Source organism: Helicovermis profundi (genome assembly GCF_033097505.1).
Taxonomy (GTDB): domain Bacteria; phylum Bacillota; class Clostridia; order Peptostreptococcales; family Acidaminobacteraceae; genus Helicovermis; species Helicovermis profundi.
The window spans coordinates 2295903-2314980 of the sequence record NZ_AP028654.1; the positions used below are offsets into that span (position 1 = coordinate 2295903).

Genomic DNA, 19078 nt, shown 5'->3' on the forward strand with positions numbered 1-19078 from the left:
GTTGATAATAAATTTTTTTTACAATATGTTTTAAAAAATTCGTTTTATTTTTCAAACCAATTAATTGTATTATTAGATATTTTAACTAAAGTTAGCATCACTGGAACTTCTACTAAAACTCCCACTACTGTAACAAGAGTTGCTCCTGAGTTCAAACCAAAGAGAGAAATAGCTACTGCTACTGCAAGTTCAAAGAAATTACTAGCACCAATCATTGCTGCAGGAGACGCTATATTATGCTTAAGTTTTAAAATTTTAGACCAAAAGTAAGCTATAAAAAATATAAAAAATGTTTGAATAATAAGCGGAATAGATATAAGTACTATATGAAAAGGATTATTTAATATTATATTACCTTGAAAAGAAAATATAATTATTAAAGTTAATAAAAGTCCTATAATAGTTACATTATCAAATTTTTTAATAAATGCATTTTCGTAGTAGCTTATTCCCTTATTTTTAACAATATATTTTCTTGATATATATCCGCCAAGAAGCGGAATTACAACGAATAATACTACTGAAAGAAAAAGTGTATTGTATGGAACTACAATATTTCCAATTCCTAGTAAAAATGCAACAATAGGTGCAAAAGCAACTAAAAGTATTAAATCATTTACTGCAACTTGAACAAGTGTATATGCAGGATCGCCTTTTGTAAGATGACTCCATACAAAAACCATAGCAGTACATGGTGCCGCTCCAAGAAGCACAGCCCCAGCTATATATTCATTTGAAAGTTCAACTCCAATAAAAGATTTAAATACTACTTTAAAGAAAAATGCTGATATTATATACATTGTAAACGGTTTTATTAACCAATTTGTAAGAGTCGTTACCATAAGTCCTTTAGGCTTTTTACTAGCACTAATTATGCTAGAAAAATCAATTTTAAGCATCATTGGATATATCATAAGCCATATTAATATTGCTACCGGAAGTGACACATTATAATATTCAAATTTACTTAAAGTGCTGGGAATAATAGGGATAAATCGTCCTATAATAAGTCCTACAACAATGCAAAGCGCAACCCAAAGAGTTAAATATCTCCCAAATATACCCATTTCATCAGATGGCTTTATTTCTTTATTAATTTCCATAATATTTTGTATACCAAATATTACTTTTGATATACCCCTCCTTTTTTATTTTGATTTTATACTTCTACATATTTTTAGAAGTATTGCAATTATTACATTTGTTTTTTTTAAGAAATAATATTTAAAACAGCTTCTCTATTTTCTGCAATCTTTTTACATGATAAATTATTAAATTTATATTTTTCAAGCCTTTTTAGATCATTAGTAAAAATTTCATTTTCACTTAATTTCTTCTCAATATATTTAAATAAATATTCGTTTTCTTTAGCAAATTTTTTACTAACTTTATAGTGAGTCCAAAGAGAATCTTTTGAAAAATCCAAAAAACCATTATTCTTTAGTTTTGATAAATGCCTCGATGCATTTGATTGATTAATATCTAAAATTACTTCAATTTCACACACACAAAGCTCTACTTTAATTAAAATATTTATTATTCTAAGTCTATTTAAATCTCCTAATGTCTTAAAAATTTCTACCATACGTCCTCCTCTATATGATTAAAATCGATTACACTCATATAATAACATATAATTTAAATGTTATCAATATTTTTTAAATAAAGATAACATTTTTTATTTAAATATTTTTATTTATCCAACCAACAATAAATTCATAAACCTCAGTTTTACCTACTTCATTAAGAATTTCATGTCTCATTCCTTCAAATAATTTTATATTAATATTTTTCACTTTACTATTTTTATATGACTCATAAACTTTTTGAACACCATCACCCATTTCTCCTACAGGGTCATTAGACCCACTTAAAATTAGTATTTTTGACTCTTTGTTTATCTTATTAATATTCATTTCCATACTTAAATGCTCAATCCCCTTAAATAAATCATAGAAAAATGAAGCAGTAAATGTGCTGCCGCAGTATGGATCTTCTATATATTTCCTAACATTTTTTTTATCTTTTGAAAGCCAATCAAATTCAGTTGTCGAATTTTCAATATCTTTATTAAAATCAGTAAAAGTTAATTTTCTAAGTAATTTAGATCTATACCATTCACCTTTTGTTTTCTTTATAAACTTTGCAAGCAATTTAGATGCAAGAATTTTAAAATTTTCTCCGTTTGCTGTTCCTGAAAGAATAATGTAATTAGCTTTATCAGGATATTTAAACATAAATGTTCTAATTACAAACGAGCCCATACTATGTCCCAAACAAATAATTTTTTTATCAGGGTGCTTCTCTTTTACAAAGTTATACATTTCATTGTAGTCTTCAGCAACTCTATTCCAGCCATTAATTTTAGCAAAATATCCTAATTTATCAACAGTTTTCGCAGTTTTACCATGTCCTCTTTGATCATACCCATATACATAAAATCCTTTAGAAAGCAAATAATTTGCAAAATCATCATATCTGTCAATATGTTCAGCCATTCCATGAGCAATTAAAATAATAGCATTTGGAATAAATTGACCAGTCCATTTTTTCATATATAGCTCTTTCTTATCTGAAGTTACAAAAGTAACATTTTCCATCTTAACCTCCATTAAATTTATTATGTATTAAAATATAAATCCATTTTAATTATATATTATTATAAGCAATCTTTCCACTTTACAACTTGGTCTTAGTATCAAGTTACAAACATATAGCTAATTTCATTTTAATATGATAAAATAAAATGGATTAAAAAACTAGGAGGTTTATTTTGATTAAATATTTTATTCTTATTGTACTAGGCTATTTACTCGGTTCAATTCCGTTTTCATACTTAACTAGCAAATATATTGGAAAAATTGATATAAGAAAACACGGTAGTGGAAATTCTGGAACTACTAACGTTTTTAGAACACTTGGAAAAAAAGCGGCTTTTATTGCTTTTATTGGAGATTTTTCAAAAGGTTTAATCGCAACTATTATTGGTGGATTTATTTTCGGTACAAATGGAGCTTTTTTGTGTGGATTGTCTTCAGTGATTGGGCACTGTTACCCTTTTACTTTAAATTTTAAAGGTGGAAAAGGTGTTGCTACTTCTGCTGGAGTTATTTTTGCTATTTCTCCAATAATTGGATTTATACTACTATTTTTTCAAATAATTATAATTGCTACTACTAAATATATGTCACTTGCATCCTCACTTTCTGCAATACTTTTTCCTTTTCTTGGCATACTTTTTAATAAGTCAATCACTTTTATAATTTATTCTATTATATTTTCACTATTTGTTTTATATAAACATAGAGCAAATATTAGCAGACTTCTAAGCGGAAAAGAAAATAAACTAAAATTCAAAAAAAACAGTTAAATATTTTAAAAAATTAACAGCTCATAAGCTGTTAATTTTTTATTTTTTTTGATTAATATTTTCCCTTATATCACTTCTATACTTGTCAACAACATCATCCAAATAATAATTTGATTGTTTTAATAATTTAAAATACTCTCTTAATTTTAAAACGAATATACTAGATAAATTTTCTAAATAAACATTATCATATGACTGTTTTAAATATTTCTTCAACTTATTATTTCCATCAAATGCAGGTGTATTTGGTGTTCCAAACAAATATATCTCAACGTATTTTTTATAAAGTTCACTTACTTCATCATATTTTTCTGCGCTCTTATAATTAGTAACATATTTTTCTGCTAATAAAATTCTTTTAAAAACTTCATCCCATGTTATATTAAGACTTCCATCATTTATTACAATACTTGCATATTCTTTTTGCATAAGTTCAAAATAGATATTTGTCTCTAACGATAAATCTTTTTTATATTTTAAATAAAAATCATAATTAATTTCTGGATAAAAAACACCATTTTTACCTATTATTTTATAGCCTATTTGAAGATATTCTAATACAAAGCTTCTTAATTCTTTATCCTGTAGATATGACAAATCTTCAATTTTATCAATTTCAACATAATTTTTTCTTAGATAGTCTTCCTCGGAAAATTTTTCTTGAATATTCCCCCTAAAAAAGTTATTTACTCTTCTTTTTATATTTTTCTTTTGTACTCTTTCAAAACCATATATCAAATAATCATTCGTTTCACTATCTGAAGAAACAATATATTTATCAATATAATCTAAAACTTCTTTTTCACTTGGTGTTTTCGAGAGAAGTATATTAAATTCTCCTTTAATATCACCACCAAGAATTATTGCTTCATTTTCTGTATTATCTATAACTTTAACTTTGTACCTTTTGTCAGTATTATTTTCAATATTTGAACAACCTGAAAATAAAAAAATGACAAGTATAAGGAAAATAATTTTTCTTTTCATTAAGCCTCCAATAAATAGCATATATATTCATTATATAAGTTTTATTATAATTTTAGTTACATAACAATTACAATTCTATTATAACTTGTATTTTAAGGCGAAACTCAATCTTAGTTATCTAATTTTAGTGAAATATAGTAAATTTCTTTTCTTGCTTTTTATTTAGTTTTTGTTATAATGTAGTAGCCAATTAATTTTGGGAGTAGATGGGCGCTGGTGTGTCCTCTGGTCTTCAAAACCAGCATGAGGCGTTAAGAGCGTCTTAGGTGGGTTCGATTCCCACGTATTCCCGCCAAAATGTACTAGTTACAACAGTTGTAGAGATTCTACGGTTGTTGTTTTTTCGCTTTTTTGTAGAATTTTAAAACCAATGTGTCTAATAGTTAGTTTCATCTATTATAATACGCGGAGGTGTTGGAAATGGCTATTTCTATGAAAGGAAAAACAAATTATAAAACCACTATGAACAATATTCCAAAATATCGGGAAAAAATGTTAATACAAACTTACCTTGATTTACATGATGAATTTATACGTGATAAAGAGTTGGAAAACCTAAGTGATAGGACTATTAAAGACCACATATATATCTTTAAAATATTTAGTAAGTGGTTGTTAGCATCCGATTGGTCTTATGAAAACCAATATGTTCAAAAGGCTCTTTTTATAGACTATAAAGACTATATGATTAATGAGAAGATTATGCACCATGTACAGTAAACGTAAGGCTTAGACCACTCAAAACGTATAATAATTGGCTAGTAAGAAATCGTCATACAGAGGCGAATTATAACCTTTATCTTTGACTTTTAAAAATTCCAAAAGACGGAATCCATTTTAGAGAGTATATGACTTTCAAACTTTATTTTATTTTTGTTAATATTTTAGTTAATTAAGATGTACTAGAATATACGTTTACTTCTAATTTTTCTCTATAACTGGCTTCAGCATGCTAAATACTATATCTATACTTGTGCAACTTACACATCGTTTTAGTTTCGCGGCCTTTACAAATATGAGAAAATTTCTTTGTTCGCTGACAGATTTATTTTGTAAAATTAGAACAATATCTATAGCAATTGAGTGTCGTATATTTCTTACAAATTCTCTTACAATCATAATTACATAAATATATTTCTCATATTTTTATATCGCCGTCATCCTCTATTCGCTATATAGCACAAAACACATTCTATATTTCTTTAATATCTTTAAACCTCAATAGTAAGATACAAAGACAAAGGCTTAATAGTCCACAAACCAAAAATATTATATAACTTTCGGAGAAATCAGCTACAAACCCAATTATAAGCATTCCGAACGGCACAACTGCCTGACTAAGCGAATTCATCGTTGAAAAGAAACGCCCTCTCATATCGTCCGGAATTATTTTTTGCATCATTGTCATAAAAGGTATATTGCAAAAGGAACCACAAGCCATAAGTAGAAACCCAATAAAGCAGATTATGGCGAATTTCATATTATCCGACAATACGTTTTTCAACAATGGCAATAATGGAATTGATAGCATCGAAAATAATACAGAAAATATTAGAATAGACAAAAACAAGCTTCTGAATATTTTTTTAGGTTGAGGTATTATGCTCAGCACTACCATTCCAAACACACCTCCAGATAGCATAATTCCTCTCAACAATCCATAGGATTGGGCTTCAAGACCTAAATTGAATTTTATAACCTTAGGTAGTACAATCTGTAATGCCGGATTAAACAGAAAATTAAAAAACACAATAAATGATAGCAGCGTTAATATGGATGTTTTATTCATTATGTACATAATACCGTCTTTAAAGTCTGCATACATTGAAGTTTCAGCCTTTTGCTGTACTTCACACTTCCTCATTTTGATAAACATCTCTGATATTCCAGATAGAATAAAAGAAATTCCATTTAGAAATACAATGCCTGCTATACCAAGATATGAATAAAGAAATCCAGATATGAATAACCCAATCATGAAAGTCAGTTGACCCGACAACTCATTTATAGAATTAGCTTTTTGTAAATTATAATCATCAACTATATTTGGAATTGATGCATCTATAGCAGAATTAAATAATGAATTTAAAATAGCACAAATACTTGAAATTGCTATAATACTGACAAACGGAAAAAATCCGAACTTAATTAATAAGCCCATGAGGATAATTAAGCCACCTCGTATAATATCTGTCCATACTATAATCCATTTTCTGTTGAATCGATCCACAATAACTCCACCAAAAGTTCCAAATATTATTACAGGAATTAATGTACTTATCCCATAATAAGAGAGTAACCGCCCAGTCGCAGTCGCATCAGCTAAAGTCATAATATACCAGCCTATCGCACCTATATGTATTGCAGATCCAATATTTGATACAATACTACCTAATATTAAAAGGACAAAACTTTTATGGTGAATTATTTTTTCAGTTTGTAACTCTTCCATTATTACCTCCTCTATAAACAAAATATACTAAATGATAACATATACATATTATTAGTACTAATTATCAAGCATCTACATAGCATTAAAACAAAAAAATATTCAAAAATACAATTATACAAATTACATATATGAATCAAATGGTATCCTAAAACAATTCTAGGCATTGATGTAATTTTTTGTTTTATATGTAATAACTATATAATTCAATATACCGTTAAAAATAATCAAAATTGGTATAATTAACAAAATATACTTTTCACAAAAAATTTGAATTCCCAATAGAGAGAATATTGCATAAATTAAATGAACTTGATTAAATAGTGGCCCAATCAAAATAAATGAAATTGCGAGAACATAATAAATCCTATCAAAATTATCAATATCCAATTTTATTTTTTTTGATTTATTAAAAACATACATTACGAATTTATATAAATTGAGCCTTAAATTGCTTTTTCTTAACATAATTGACATATAGAAATAGCCATCTGTCAAGGATATTGGCATAAGATTGTAAATGAATATGCTTATATTACCTAATGCGAACATTTTGAAAAGTTCATTTCTGCTGATGAAATACAAATTCATCCAAAATAAAGCTTGGAATATGTTGGATTTAGCACCGGCACTGATAACTTGAAGAAGATCATTACGTTCCAAAGAATACATATTAGGTATTTTAATATAAAACATCGGAAACCATCCGAAATATAACACAAATGATAATTTTTCTGGATTTAAACCTTTTTTTAATGCCTGATAACAATGAGAAAATTCATGCAATAATAAGGAGATTACCATTGAAACATTTGAAATAAGATAGCCCTTTAAAACCGAGTTTTCATACAAAAACAAATTGCCAAAATTGTTATTTAGAGTATTGAACACGAACAGTGAAACCATGAAGAAAAAAAGCACTTCATAAAATCTATCTAAAATAGTCATATTCCGTTTTAAAAATCTAACTAACCACGTAAGTCTAATAGAAAACAAATTGATAGAAAGGTTTCTTATTTCACTAAAATCTTTCTTTTTGATATTATCATACTCAACAATTCCATTAGCACTTAGATAGATAATAATTTCTTTCACATCACACTTAATATTAAGTGTGTTTATCTCATTTTGTAATTCTTCAATATTTCTTCTTCCGTCAATTTTACTTAATACTTGTCTGAACACACTTATCTTGTTGTATGTTACTAATATAGACGAATCGTTTTCTAGCGAGCCAACGATCCACTTACCACCTGTTTCTGCATACAAGTCATTGTAGTATATTTCCCCAGCTAATTTTGGTACATTCGAATCAACATATAGATTCTCAACATTGTTATTATCATTTAATAGATTCATAGATTACTCTTTCAAGAAGTTTTTTTGACAATATGCAATTTTCAACAACTGGCTTGCATATGCTACCATTTACCATATTAAAAGTACCTATGCATCCAGAACATCCAGCATAACAAATTTTTTGTGCCCAACAACTATTACATTCTTTATTATTAGCTATCTTATTTTGAGATAATTTTTCAAAAACACTATTAAATTCAGTTTCATTATAGTTAAATACATTACTCATTCTATATTCCTTTGAACCAATAAACATAAAACAAGGGTATATATCACCATTGTAGTTTATTGTTATGTCAGATAGACCTGCCATACAAAAATACTCTTGTGTTTCCTTATCTCTTAGTAATTTTCTAATAGTAGCTTTTTTAAAATCACTCAGTTTATTATTTAGGTTAAAAGAATATTTCGAACATGCATCAAAGTAGTTTCTAAAAATTTCACTTCCATAATATTTGTTTTTACTGTCTTCAATATTGGGGCAAAAATGTACTTGATCAACATCCAAATCACAAATATGTTTATAGTCTAATATGTCATTGTCATCAACAAAATTCTTAATTTGGTTGTTAGCAACAGTCATTTCAATATTTATCTTGAATTTTCCGTATTTTTTCATTTTTGATATATTTTTAAGTACTTCATCATAAACACTTTTATTACTATTCTTGTAAATTCGATTATCGTCATTAGTTTGCTTCATACCATCTAGACTTACCGTAATATTATCGAAATACAAATTAAAAATATCAATTATTTTTTCGTTGATAAGGGTCCCATTTGTTACCATTGTTAATTTTGGAATAACAAGCCCCTTTTCTCTGAATTTTTCGTGTATAATTTTACAAGCTTCTTCAATAATCCCAGCATTTAAGAGTGGTTCTCCACCAAAAAACTGTATATATCCGACTCCATCATTATACTTATTAAGAATAAAATCGATTCCAGTTATCATCGTTTCCAATTTCATTAAGCATTCTGACACATTATTATCATCAATACAATCATGCAGATAACAATATTTACAACTTAAATTACATGATTCTGATAAAATAATAACTAGCCTCTCTAGCATATTTCTTTCATCGTTTTGTGGAGAAGATTTTAAATAATTAGTATTTAATATATTCTCTTTAATTTCATTCACTTTATTTTTATGAACATCTGGAATTTTATAAATTTCAACATTATGTCCATCAAATAAAATACCTTGATTCTCAATTTCATAATAATGTAATTTGTTCACTATACCCTCCTAAATTGTAATAGCTAGCTTATTAATAACTTACAGAGTAATAATTATGTAGCTAAATACATTCCATAGTTTTGTTGACTACAAAGCTCCTTTACAATCACATCCAAATCCAGAACCACCCGGAACAGCTAAGTCTTCGATGTTTTCCAAATCATTGCAATCAAATCTCATACTTTCAATATCAAAATCAATTTCTCTTCCTTCTCTTTTTTCTGATTTTTCGAACAATTCATTTACTTTCATATTTCGTCACCTCCTATATAATTACAGTCCAGTTTTGCAGTTACATCCAGCTCCAGAGCCTCCGGGAACAACCAATTCTTCGATATTTTCGACATCAGACAAATCCAATCTCATTTTCTCAATATTAAATTCTTTAATCTCTTGTTTAACCTCGCGTTTCTCATTTTCTAAATTCATAATTTTTCTCCTTTTTTTAACAATATATTATTACAACTGTAAGTTATTAATTAATTCATCAATGCACATAATGAAAAATTCATGTTCAAAATTCATTATTTCATTAAATTTATTTAGAAGTTCTTTAGAAGGAACATAACATTCTTCACAAATGAAATTGGCCATTTCACACCATTTCCTTTCCATTTCTGAAACCATTTCAATTAGATTTTGACTTAGATTAATATCATATTTTAAGCACGCACGAATCAAAGCCTTTTTTAAGGTCCCTCTATAAAAAGAATTACTTGCATCAATTGACGTAATGTATTTCTCAATCATTCTCATATATAATTTAATTGTATTTTTGGTTGAATAACTATAATTTACCAAACAAAATTCTAAAAATTTTTTAAAACTCTTCATATGCCCAAATGCTCCTTTTTCTGATAACATATGTTCGAAATTGATAATGATTGAATTGCAATATAAATTCTTCGAAACAACAACATTCACTTCACGCTTCTTTGCCAGTTTATAAATTATGTTCTCCGGTAAAATCAGTCCTTTTTTTGATGACATAGCTCTATTTAATGCTTCAATATCAATCCATATACGTGCAAAATGTAAACAATCATATAGCAAAACCTCCGTTTTGCTTCCTTCACATCTTGAATCAATAACATTTACAGCGTGTAATCCAAAGTGAGCTTTATTAATTTCCAAATAATCCAAATAGAACCTATCAGTATTAATCAGTATTTCGTATTTCGAGATATTCTTTACCTGTTCATTGAAATCTAAACACTTCTCTTTATAAACTGAAAAACCAAGTTTTTTTGAAATAACGATTTCATTATCGGTTTTTTTACCAAATAGAATTGGAAAATTAATCCCCTTATTTTCAACTAAGTAAAAGTTGAAATCCAAGCTTTCACCTAGCAAAAACAAATCAAAATCATCTAGATTAATATCATTCCTTGAAAATATTTCCTTCACACAGCTGATTCTGCAATCAATCCAATTTTTTTTATTATCTACAACAGCTTTCATCATATGACCATCCTTCCCTAACGTGAAATTTTCATTTGATTTGATGATCGTAAATATTTCTTTCTTAAGCGTGCCAACAATCTAAGTGATTCTTAAAATTTTATAGTTCCTTTTAATTCCATTAAATTTCTTTGAATATTTTGAACAAAATCATAAGCGATACACAGCATAAGAATAACTATTATCTAATCAGATCATCATTTCCGTTTTGAGCAAGCGTACTTCCGATTGACAGTATAATTGTTTTATAAGTTTCACTTGAATCTCTTTACATTTATCGTTTAATGTTAAATGTACCCCTTGATAATCAAGCTAAATTGTGGACAATTCTATCCACAATAGTGTGAGCATGAAACACTCCACCTAAACTAGTATGGCATGCAACTACGCGAACCTCCTAACTTGTAGTGTAGATGATTCATAAGTCATTCACTATATAGTTTTCAGCATAGTCTTTGATGAACATGTGTAACACATAAAGAGTTTCAATTGATATGCACGAAAATCCTTGTATTTATTCACAGAAACTCTAAGTTACACCTGTATACTTTAATTCAGCATGATTGAAACAGTAATTTGAAAATTCACAGAGCAATTCATCAATTTTGCAGACAAGACATCACCTAATAAATATTGGAACTATTATATTTGAAAGTGTAATAACACAATTTGCCTAATCTATGATTCTCGATTGAATATCAATTTTACTATAAAAACAAAATAACATCTACAAAATTAATTCAATCAATCTACTTTGAGTATTGTATTGAAATCTGATGCTGATTTTTCCTTTTTAACAAGATCTTAATTTCATTTAGTAAAAGTTTGTCCTTATACAATTTTAAATCTTCTAAGGATAAATTAATTTTTTTAATTATGTGTCCATCATGCGATGTGTTAACTATTGTTTCAAAAATATTAATATTAGTTTTGAACTCATACATTTTCATTTCTAAAGTGTATACACTCAAAAAAATATCAGTATATTCTTTGAAATTATATGTTTTCATGAATTTACCAATACTGCTTAGCATAATTTTTTGTAATAGTTTAGATCGATCAAAGTACTCTTCTTCTGTTTTGAATATTGATCCATCAAATATATCATTCGATAAATTTTCAAATGTAATATTAAAAGCATTATAAAATCTTAGTAAATCTCCTCCAAAATAATCAAATAACAACTCTAACGTCTTTTTAAATATCATTTTATTACCAACGATGAAATAATTTATAAACAAGCTCAAATTGTTATACTGAGTTGAAATATCAGTTTTGATATAGTAGAATTGCGAAAACAAACTTGGATATTCTAGTATTTTTTTACTTGCAGCCTCACAAAAATGAGTATAGCTACATGTGTTTTGTGAATTTCTAAGTATTAATTCATCTTTGTGTTCATTGTAAATTTCTGTTCCTACAAATGGCAAGAGTGAATGAATTCGAATATCACTATAACCTATTTTCAAAGAGGTACTAATTAGATCTAAAGTGTCTTTTAAGTCTTCTTCTGTTTCGGCTGGGAAGCAATAAACGAATGACAATTTAATCACCATGTCTTTATACTTACTTAAGTAACATAAGGTATCCTTAACATCATCTAGCTTAAGATTTTTATTTGTGATTTTTTGCATTTTTGCCGAACCAGTTTCTATGCCCAGAAATATCTCTCTGCAACCAGATTCATACATTAGATCTATTAACTCTTCATCAAGTGTGTCTATTCTAGCACTACAACTCCATTGAATTTTCAAATCTTCTTTAAGTAATCTATTACAAAACTCTACTGTTTTAATTCTACTCGCGGTAAATAAATCATGTACAAATTCAAACATATAAATCCCATAATTATGTATTGCGTTTTCAATCTCAAGCAATATACGATCTATACTTTTCAACCGAAATTTTCTTTTCCAAAACTCTTGAGTTGAACAAAATGTGCAATTAAAAGGGCAACCTCTTCCAGCTTCTATACTAAGTTTTAAATAATCCATATTATTTAATAGTTTATAATTCGGCAATAGCAAATCATCAAGTTCTGGTAACAATTCATGCTGCTCATTAACAATAATATTATCCAAACATTTGTATGCAATTCCTTTAATTTGCCTATACTCTTTATTTCCCAACAAGCCTTCTATAATATCAACAATACTCAACTCGCCTTCTCCTATGGCTATTAAATCTATATGTAAGAACGCTTTCAATGTGTCTATAGCGGTTACACTTGCTTGAGGTCCTCCAAAAAATATTTTAACCTTAGGATTTCGGGCTTTGATTATTTCAGAAACCATTATATGAATATGATAATCATTACACATACAGCTAAATCCAATAATTTCAGGTGATTTCGACATTATAAAATTAACAATATTTTCTATACAGTCACTGACTAATTTTGATTTCCTTATTGATCCTGTTTCAATCAAATAATTCAATTCAAGTATTTCTACATCATAATTATCATGGTGTAGTATTGTCGCTAAATTAAGAATCCCATTTGGAATTGTGTGTTCGTTAAAGTCAATAGGTGCTATTAATAGTATTTTTGACATTTTCATCTCCTCCTATAAGGTTGTTCTACTCTTAAACTATCATATGTGCTTTATACTTTTATTCTGGTATGTCAATTTAATATTGATATAAATAAAGAATTTAAAAAGGCTCTAAACCATGCTAACACTAGAGTTTCTAGATTGTAATCAACCAATATTATTTGAAAAACTCATCATCAAAATCTGATTTAAAATTGCTACATAACTATCATACATTGGCTGCTCTTCAAAATTCTAAATTTAACCAACTATTTATCGATATATACCATTTACACTTGTTGACTCTATTATCAACGTCTGTAAGTACATCTTTAATAAACGTTCTATCGTGAATTGTTAAATATTTACCTTTATTTTTTTATTATCTAACATAGTATGCCTCATATTCATTCAGGATAGATATCTACATTAGTATGTATAATTTAAATGCAATAATAACTTCCTTATCGCAATACTAATTTCCGTTATAGAATTAAAAACGGAAATTACAATTTCGTTTAAGATTTTCAAATATATTCGTCCAAAACAGTTGTTGATAATTTGAATAAATTAATTTGTTCAATTGACATTTATACAATACTACGCCCCACGAGTTTGTCAGTAAATAAATGTACTTTTATATATTTTTTCTTCAAAAGGTTATAAATGAAAAAAATTAATTTTTAATCATTTTCACTTTTATTGTTATATGTATTCATTAATCAAGTTATTACATATATTATTTCAAAACAACTCTTTTGTAGCGCTGATAATATTAATTATTTAAAGAAATATGCAAACTTAGTAAAACCTTTTGCAGGTTTACTAACTACAACGTGTACAATAGCCGGAAGTAGAAACTCATAAAAAAAGTTTCTTTATCTCTTTTTACTCCTTTAGCAGAAAGCCCAATTTTTTCAGCCGATTTTTTCATGCCAAATACATTAGTTCCTTTTTTATCAGTTCCTGCTACTTCTCTTATTTTTGTTATTGGAATTTTAAGTCCATATTGTTTTGAAATAGTAGTAAGACACGCTACTCCGCAATCCACTATATCATGTTGTTTTATGCAGTAGTATTTTTTTAAAAATTTTGATATCCTTTCTGTGTACGAAGTTATTAGATATATACTAACTTTATTTTTTTATTTGCTTTTAGCCACTATTCTAGAGTCTTTTATTCTATCTATTAGATTTCTTAATATTGCATGTCGTAAAAATAAACATGTCAACTTTCATGTCAACTTTTGTTGAATCCAACAATACAATAATTACCACAATGATGAAAGTTTCAACAATTTTTCTGGTTTTTCTCTTTCTGTATTTTGGTAGAAAAAAATTATTCTCCAGAAGCTTTTTTATTAGCTTTTATTATTAAAAACGTTCTTGATATTAATTCTATAGGTATTCCCGTTTGCTATTTAATCCCTTATTTAGCAATTAAATACTATAGCATCATTAGAGAAGAGGTCGTGCCGATAGAATTAAATACTTTGTCCTGAAAGTAAAAAAATTAATATTAAAGGTAAAACTTCTTATCTATTTAGTTATAGTTATATTTTATCAAAACAATTGACTTGATTAACAATAATTAAACATATGAAACTTTATTCTAGTAACTTAATTTGATCTTCATTAATTTGAATTCCAACAGAAAAAATTCTTGGAATATCTTCATTTCCAGCAAAAGTTATAACATTATTACAAAAAACAATTGATAAAATCACAATAAATGTAATTATTTTCGCATTATTTTTTTTCATTTCAACTCCTTATTTATACAATATATAGGTGATTGCACAACTCTGAAAACATTGCAATCACTTTGTTTCTAAGCTCTATTTTGAATAGTTTTCTCCATTTTGGGTATATATTTAATGCCAAACCAAACACAAACCCTAAAAAAGGAGAAAACTATGTCAAACTATTATCAACTTTCTTTACTCGATTTAAACAAGGAATTCTCTGATTTCCTCACTGATACTTCTAGTAACTACTTTGAATTATTCAGAAATTACATTTCTTTTTCTGAAATTATTCCTTTCTCTTTTTACAATACTTATTATAAAAATATGGGGCGTACTCGTGAATTCCCACTTGAATCTATGCTTATGTTTTTTATCTATAAAAATTTTAGATCTATTTCTAGAGACACTACGCTTCTAAGGATTCTTCACGATTCTCCCGATTTAAGAAAATCTCTTGGTTTTTACAACTTACCTCATCCTTCTCAGCTTTCTAGATTTAAAATTAATTTTCTAGATCAAATTCATTTAACTTTAGATAAGCTTGTTTCCTTAGTTAATGATGAACTTAAATCAATTTCGCCTTCTACATCTAAAATACTTATTGCTGATACTACTGGTTTTGAATCATATGTCACCGAAAATAATCCCAAATTCTTTGAAGAAAAACTTGCCTCATCTAAAAGGTTTGAAAAGTCTGGTAAGGCTCCTGATAATTTTAATCCCGTTAAACATGCTCAAGGTAACATGCCTAAAAAAGCTAACGCTAATAGTGATATATCTTTAGCTTACCTAAACGGTCATTTTGGTTATTACCTAAAATCAATGATTATTACTGATGGTTTAGGCGTTATTCAAGACATTCAATTTCCCGATGCTATACAAGAATTTTATAACGATAAAATGCCTAAAGAAGTTAAAGATGAATATGATTCAACTACTCTTATTCCATCATTAGAGCTCTTTTTTACTAAGCATTCTTCAATTAATTTTAATTTCTTTTTAGGTGATTCTGGTTTTGATGGTTACGATAATTATAAATATATTTCAAAGAAAAACATTATACCTATTATTCCATTAAACAAAAGAAATAGTGGCTCTAAATGTTCTACTTATCGTTATTCTAGTGATAATGAAAATAATAAATTCTTCTTTAATTCTGATGGTAATTTAATCTGTCGTAGTACTAAGTTAGCAATGAAATCCCTTGGTCCAATCATAAGTAAACACAGAGCTGACAGATTTTCTTATGGATGTCCTTTAATTAAAACTCATATGGTAAAGGGCAAAATTATTTATGCGAATGACTGTAAAAATCCATGCTCTAATGCAATATATGGTCGTAAAGTTAATATTGCTTTAGATGAAGAATATAGGTTTAATTCAACATACTCAAGAGATTCTGATATTTGGAAAAACCTTTATAAAACAAGAACTGTATGTGAACGTTCAATTGGACAACTTAAAGATTTTATAAATATTAGAGGTTCACAAATTCAAAATACAACATCTCTTAAATCAACAATTTTACTTGCTGGTGTTACACAATTAATTGGAGTCCTTATAATGACAAGGTCAAAATTTACAAAAAATTTACGTGCTTTTAAAACAGTAGCTTAAAATATTTAATCATAAATTTTCAACAGAGTATCTTACCTTTATTAAGGTTGCCTTTTTTTTACTTTTGTTTGTCATTTTATTAACAGTTTTTCTTTACTTCATTTCGCAATCATCTATATACAATATATTCTAGTTATAATCTGTTTTCTAGTATATACTAATTATATAAATTGAAAACCCACTTTAAGGTGGGGAAGGAGGAAAAATGTTCTCAGTTTACAATTTAGAGTATTTCGGAGATAATTTAAGAAAAATTAGAAAGAATAACAGATTAACCCAAAAACAAGTAAAAAATATTTCTGGAATAAATGAAGAAACTTTGAGAAGAATTGAAAATGGGTTAGTAATTCCAAAATATGAAACTCTAAAAATATTATCACATGTATATAAAGAAAATTTGCTGCATATTTTAAATGAAAGTATGAAGCAAAATCAGATTTCAATTTTTTATAATCAATTTGACAACTTAATTAATTGTTATAACCTTGAAGATATTAAGACTGCAATGTGTAAACTTGAAAATACGCTTTCTGACTTTACTAGTCTTAATTCTTTAGAACCAACAGATATCGCCCAATTAAAAGCATTTGTAAGTTGTACATCAAAGTATTTTAATAATAATACTAATATAAAAGTACTAATACAATCACTTGAATCGTCAATCAAACTTTCCCTTATAAATTTTGATTTAGCTAATTTTTCAAAATACAATTATAACTCTTTAGAGATAAGATGTTTATTATTAATTGGATTGTTATTAATTAAAGATAAAAATATACTAAAAAGTCTTGAAGTTTTAAAATTTTGTTTAACATATCTAATTAATCAAAATGTAAAGTCGTTAGATTCAAAAAAAGTACTCATAAAACTATATTTTAACATTTCCTACAATTATCATATAATAGATAATCATTATGAAGCACTAAAATATGCAAATATTGGTATACAGTATTCATTATCTCAACATCTCATATATTGTTTATCACATCTATATTTTAGAAAAGGAATTGCTGAGATGTATTCAGATATAAAAACATTCAAAACTTCTTTAATAAAATCTATAGAGTTATTTTTAATTCAAGATGATATTGAATCTGCAAAACTATATTATAAGGTTTTACTTAGTCAATACAAGATTGATCTTGATAGTTCTATTTCATATTCAGATATTCTCAAATAAATTGTAATTCTAAATATTTTTCAAATGAAAATTGAATTTGATAAAGAACGGTGATCATCGCACATGTTTATATCATCATTTGCGCTAGTTATAATTCAACACAAACTCTGTGAATCCATTTTGAAATATTTTGGAATAATTAATTAATTTATTTTGGAATTTAGTTTAGTGGAGTATGAGAGCTAACATTGCTCCCATAAATGTTTCATTGCTGGGTGAACGATTAATATAGTCAAGTTCAATTGCTACTGCAAATACTATAGCATATTCAAATCTATACTCAATTACATCACCATAATTATAATTTTTTTTACTAAACCCTCGAAAAGTATATAGATCTTCCTTTTCAACTCTTGCTATACCAACAACATCAATACCCGATAATCTTAGGAATTCTTTAACCGCTTTTGTCATTGTGTCTTTTGAAATATTTCTAACCTTAGAACTTTTCGTTTGTGGTGTTATTCACACAAATATCAAATGGATTAAAGAGGGTTTTATAGAAAAGCCAGATGTAATTGAAAAAATTCTTAACGATAATATACCTGAGTGCATAAAACATACTTAATCTTTAAATTCAAAAAAGCAATTAAATCTTCACTTAAGATTAATTGCTTTTTTACTTTCTATTTTTTAATTCTAAATCATATTAATTTTCAAAAAATCTACATACTTAAAATCAACAGTACTAATATGTTTAAAAATCCACTTAGAAATATACATCATAATTTCATATAAATATTCCTTTGGATATTTTTCTAATCTTTTGGGATCAATATCTTCAAGATAATTTATAAATAAATCGTGCTGTATCAAATGGTTTTCTAACTCCATATAATTATATTTTTTTAAAAGTTCTTCTTCTGTAGTAAAATGATATACAGTGTACTGCTTTAATTCTTCCAAAACTTTTAATGCTTCTACTAAACATTCATCTTCTTCACAAGAATCTTTAATAATTTTATCGTGAATCTCTTCTCCTATAGCAAAAAGTTTTTTATGCTGCTGATCTATCACTTCAATTCCAACTGAATATTTTTCATCCCAAGTAAACATAGCTTCCTCCATTCTTATATACTATACTGTATCATACCTACCCTATTTATTAAAAGTAATTCAATTTTTTTA

At 27.0% G+C, this 19078-nt stretch carries 18 protein-coding genes, 1 tRNA gene and 1 pseudogene; 5 read left to right on the top strand and 15 right to left on the bottom strand.

Annotation, left to right across the window (positions count from 1 at the left end; genetic code table 11):
• Nucleotides 1-44: 44 nt before the first annotated feature.
• From arsB to AACH12_RS10320, 3 genes are all read right to left on the bottom strand, one after another.
• Nucleotides 45-1103, bottom strand: coding sequence for an ACR3 family arsenite efflux transporter (gene arsB / locus AACH12_RS10310; protein WP_338535332.1), 1059 nt, complete (start codon nucleotides 1101-1103; stop codon nucleotides 45-47).
• A 107-nt stretch (nucleotides 1104-1210) separates the two neighbouring features.
• Nucleotides 1211-1585 carry an ArsR/SmtB family transcription factor gene (locus AACH12_RS10315; protein WP_338535333.1) on the bottom strand — a complete coding sequence of 125 codons (375 nt, stop codon included), beginning with the start codon at nucleotides 1583-1585 and terminating at the stop codon, nucleotides 1211-1213.
• Between the two features lie 97 nt (nucleotides 1586-1682).
• A complete protein-coding gene (locus tag AACH12_RS10320) occupies nucleotides 1683-2600 on the bottom strand; it encodes an alpha/beta hydrolase (RefSeq protein WP_338535334.1) in 918 nt (305 codons plus the stop codon).
• Between the two features lie 173 nt (nucleotides 2601-2773).
• Between AACH12_RS10320 and plsY the strand changes: the two genes are divergently transcribed.
• Complete coding sequence (gene plsY, locus AACH12_RS10325; protein WP_338535335.1) at nucleotides 2774-3370, top strand: glycerol-3-phosphate 1-O-acyltransferase PlsY; 597 nt, start codon at nucleotides 2774-2776, stop codon at nucleotides 3368-3370.
• A 39-nt stretch (nucleotides 3371-3409) separates the two neighbouring features.
• On the opposite strand, the gene AACH12_RS10330 is transcribed toward plsY, so the two are convergent.
• Nucleotides 3410-4357, bottom strand: coding sequence for a hypothetical protein (locus tag AACH12_RS10330; RefSeq protein ID WP_338535336.1), 948 nt, complete (start codon nucleotides 4355-4357; stop codon nucleotides 3410-3412).
• A gap of 198 nt (nucleotides 4358-4555) precedes the next feature.
• Between AACH12_RS10330 and AACH12_RS10335 the strand changes: the two genes are divergently transcribed.
• Nucleotides 4556-4652 (top strand) — tRNA-Sec (locus tag AACH12_RS10335).
• 125 nt (nucleotides 4653-4777) lie between these two features.
• On the top strand, nucleotides 4778-5077 hold the full coding sequence (locus AACH12_RS10340) for a hypothetical protein (protein WP_338535337.1): 300 nt from the start codon (nucleotides 4778-4780) through the stop codon (nucleotides 5075-5077).
• A gap of 472 nt (nucleotides 5078-5549) precedes the next feature.
• Here AACH12_RS10340 and AACH12_RS10345 read toward each other — a convergent pair whose 3' ends face one another.
• The 9 genes and pseudogenes from AACH12_RS10345 to AACH12_RS10385 all read right to left on the bottom strand — a co-directional run bounded on the left by AACH12_RS10345 (nucleotide 5550) and on the right by AACH12_RS10385 (nucleotide 15168).
• The gene (locus tag AACH12_RS10345) at nucleotides 5550-6809 is read right to left on the bottom strand and encodes an MFS transporter (protein ID WP_338535338.1); all 1260 of its coding nucleotides are present in this window, start codon (nucleotides 6807-6809) and stop codon (nucleotides 5550-5552) included.
• 156 nt (nucleotides 6810-6965) lie between these two features.
• The gene (locus AACH12_RS10350) at nucleotides 6966-8165 is read right to left on the bottom strand and encodes a zinc metalloprotease (RefSeq protein ID WP_338535339.1); all 1200 of its coding nucleotides are present in this window, start codon (nucleotides 8163-8165) and stop codon (nucleotides 6966-6968) included.
• Nucleotides 8149-9411 carry a radical SAM/SPASM domain-containing protein gene (locus AACH12_RS10355; protein ID WP_338535340.1) on the bottom strand — a complete coding sequence of 421 codons (1263 nt, stop codon included), beginning with the start codon at nucleotides 9409-9411 and terminating at the stop codon, nucleotides 8149-8151. Before AACH12_RS10355 ends, AACH12_RS10350 begins: the two co-directional genes overlap by 17 nt.
• A gap of 87 nt (nucleotides 9412-9498) precedes the next feature.
• Nucleotides 9499-9663 carry a hypothetical protein gene (locus tag AACH12_RS10360; RefSeq protein ID WP_338535341.1) on the bottom strand — a complete coding sequence of 55 codons (165 nt, stop codon included), beginning with the start codon at nucleotides 9661-9663 and terminating at the stop codon, nucleotides 9499-9501.
• 21 nt (nucleotides 9664-9684) lie between these two features.
• The gene (locus tag AACH12_RS10365) at nucleotides 9685-9840 is read right to left on the bottom strand and encodes a hypothetical protein (protein ID WP_338535342.1); all 156 of its coding nucleotides are present in this window, start codon (nucleotides 9838-9840) and stop codon (nucleotides 9685-9687) included.
• A 30-nt stretch (nucleotides 9841-9870) separates the two neighbouring features.
• Nucleotides 9871-10875, bottom strand: coding sequence for a cysteine peptidase family C39 domain-containing protein (locus tag AACH12_RS10370; RefSeq protein ID WP_338535343.1), 1005 nt, complete (start codon nucleotides 10873-10875; stop codon nucleotides 9871-9873).
• Nucleotides 10876-11621: 746 nt separating this feature from the next.
• Nucleotides 11622-13427, bottom strand: a complete 1806-nt coding sequence (locus tag AACH12_RS10375; protein WP_338535344.1) for a B12-binding domain-containing radical SAM protein — start codon at nucleotides 13425-13427, stop codon at nucleotides 11622-11624.
• A gap of 806 nt (nucleotides 13428-14233) precedes the next feature.
• Nucleotides 14234-14505, bottom strand: a pseudogene (locus AACH12_RS10380) (cysteine peptidase family C39 domain-containing protein); the annotation flags it as partial.
• Between the two features lie 507 nt (nucleotides 14506-15012).
• Nucleotides 15013-15168 carry a hypothetical protein gene (locus AACH12_RS10385; protein ID WP_338535345.1) on the bottom strand — a complete coding sequence of 52 codons (156 nt, stop codon included), beginning with the start codon at nucleotides 15166-15168 and terminating at the stop codon, nucleotides 15013-15015.
• Nucleotides 15169-15321: 153 nt separating this feature from the next.
• Between AACH12_RS10385 and AACH12_RS10390 the strand changes: the two genes are divergently transcribed.
• On the top strand, nucleotides 15322-16770 hold the full coding sequence (locus AACH12_RS10390; protein ID WP_338535346.1) for a transposase: 1449 nt from the start codon (nucleotides 15322-15324) through the stop codon (nucleotides 16768-16770).
• Nucleotides 16771-16975: 205 nt separating this feature from the next.
• Nucleotides 16976-17950 (top strand): helix-turn-helix domain-containing protein, encoded by a 975-nt coding sequence (locus tag AACH12_RS10395; protein WP_338535347.1) that lies wholly within the window; start codon nucleotides 16976-16978, stop codon nucleotides 17948-17950.
• Nucleotides 17951-18115: 165 nt separating this feature from the next.
• On the opposite strand, the gene AACH12_RS10400 is transcribed toward AACH12_RS10395, so the two are convergent.
• Together AACH12_RS10400 and AACH12_RS10405 are read right to left on the bottom strand one after the other, a co-directional pair.
• Entirely contained in the window at nucleotides 18116-18364 is a 249-nt protein-coding gene (locus AACH12_RS10400; protein ID WP_338535348.1) for a hypothetical protein, read from the bottom strand.
• Nucleotides 18365-18589: 225 nt separating this feature from the next.
• Nucleotides 18590-19006, bottom strand: coding sequence for a bacteriohemerythrin (locus AACH12_RS10405; protein WP_338535349.1), 417 nt, complete (start codon nucleotides 19004-19006; stop codon nucleotides 18590-18592).
• Nucleotides 19007-19078 lie beyond the last annotated feature (72 nt).

Excerpts from the sequence above, each read along its gene's own strand:
- AACH12_RS10395 (WP_338535347.1), top strand. The coding sequence starts at position 16,976 with ATGTTCTCAGTTTACAATTTAGAGTATTTCGGAGATAATTTAAGAAAA.
- AACH12_RS10360 (WP_338535341.1), bottom strand. The coding sequence starts at position 9,663 with ATGAAAGTAAATGAATTGTTCGAAAAATCAGAAAAAAGAGAAGGAAGA.
- AACH12_RS10385 (WP_338535345.1), bottom strand. The coding sequence starts at position 15,168 with ATGAAAAAAAATAATGCGAAAATAATTACATTTATTGTGATTTTATCA.
- arsB (WP_338535332.1), bottom strand. The coding sequence starts at position 1,103 with ATGGAAATTAATAAAGAAATAAAGCCATCTGATGAAATGGGTATATTT.
- AACH12_RS10405 (WP_338535349.1), bottom strand. The coding sequence starts at position 19,006 with ATGTTTACTTGGGATGAAAAATATTCAGTTGGAATTGAAGTGATAGAT.
- AACH12_RS10400 (WP_338535348.1), bottom strand. The coding sequence starts at position 18,364 with ATGACAAAAGCGGTTAAAGAATTCCTAAGATTATCGGGTATTGATGTT.
- AACH12_RS10315 (WP_338535333.1), bottom strand. The coding sequence starts at position 1,585 with ATGGTAGAAATTTTTAAGACATTAGGAGATTTAAATAGACTTAGAATA.
- AACH12_RS10330 (WP_338535336.1), bottom strand. The coding sequence starts at position 4,357 with ATGAAAAGAAAAATTATTTTCCTTATACTTGTCATTTTTTTATTTTCA.
- AACH12_RS10365 (WP_338535342.1), bottom strand. The coding sequence starts at position 9,840 with ATGAATTTAGAAAATGAGAAACGCGAGGTTAAACAAGAGATTAAAGAA.
- AACH12_RS10345 (WP_338535338.1), bottom strand. The coding sequence starts at position 6,809 with ATGGAAGAGTTACAAACTGAAAAAATAATTCACCATAAAAGTTTTGTC.
- AACH12_RS10390 (WP_338535346.1), top strand. The coding sequence starts at position 15,322 with ATGTCAAACTATTATCAACTTTCTTTACTCGATTTAAACAAGGAATTC.
- AACH12_RS10375 (WP_338535344.1), bottom strand. The coding sequence starts at position 13,427 with ATGTCAAAAATACTATTAATAGCACCTATTGACTTTAACGAACACACA.
- AACH12_RS10370 (WP_338535343.1), bottom strand. The coding sequence starts at position 10,875 with ATGATGAAAGCTGTTGTAGATAATAAAAAAAATTGGATTGATTGCAGA.
- AACH12_RS10340 (WP_338535337.1), top strand. The coding sequence starts at position 4,778 with ATGGCTATTTCTATGAAAGGAAAAACAAATTATAAAACCACTATGAAC.
- AACH12_RS10350 (WP_338535339.1), bottom strand. The coding sequence starts at position 8,165 with ATGAATCTATTAAATGATAATAACAATGTTGAGAATCTATATGTTGAT.
- AACH12_RS10320 (WP_338535334.1), bottom strand. The coding sequence starts at position 2,600 with ATGGAAAATGTTACTTTTGTAACTTCAGATAAGAAAGAGCTATATATG.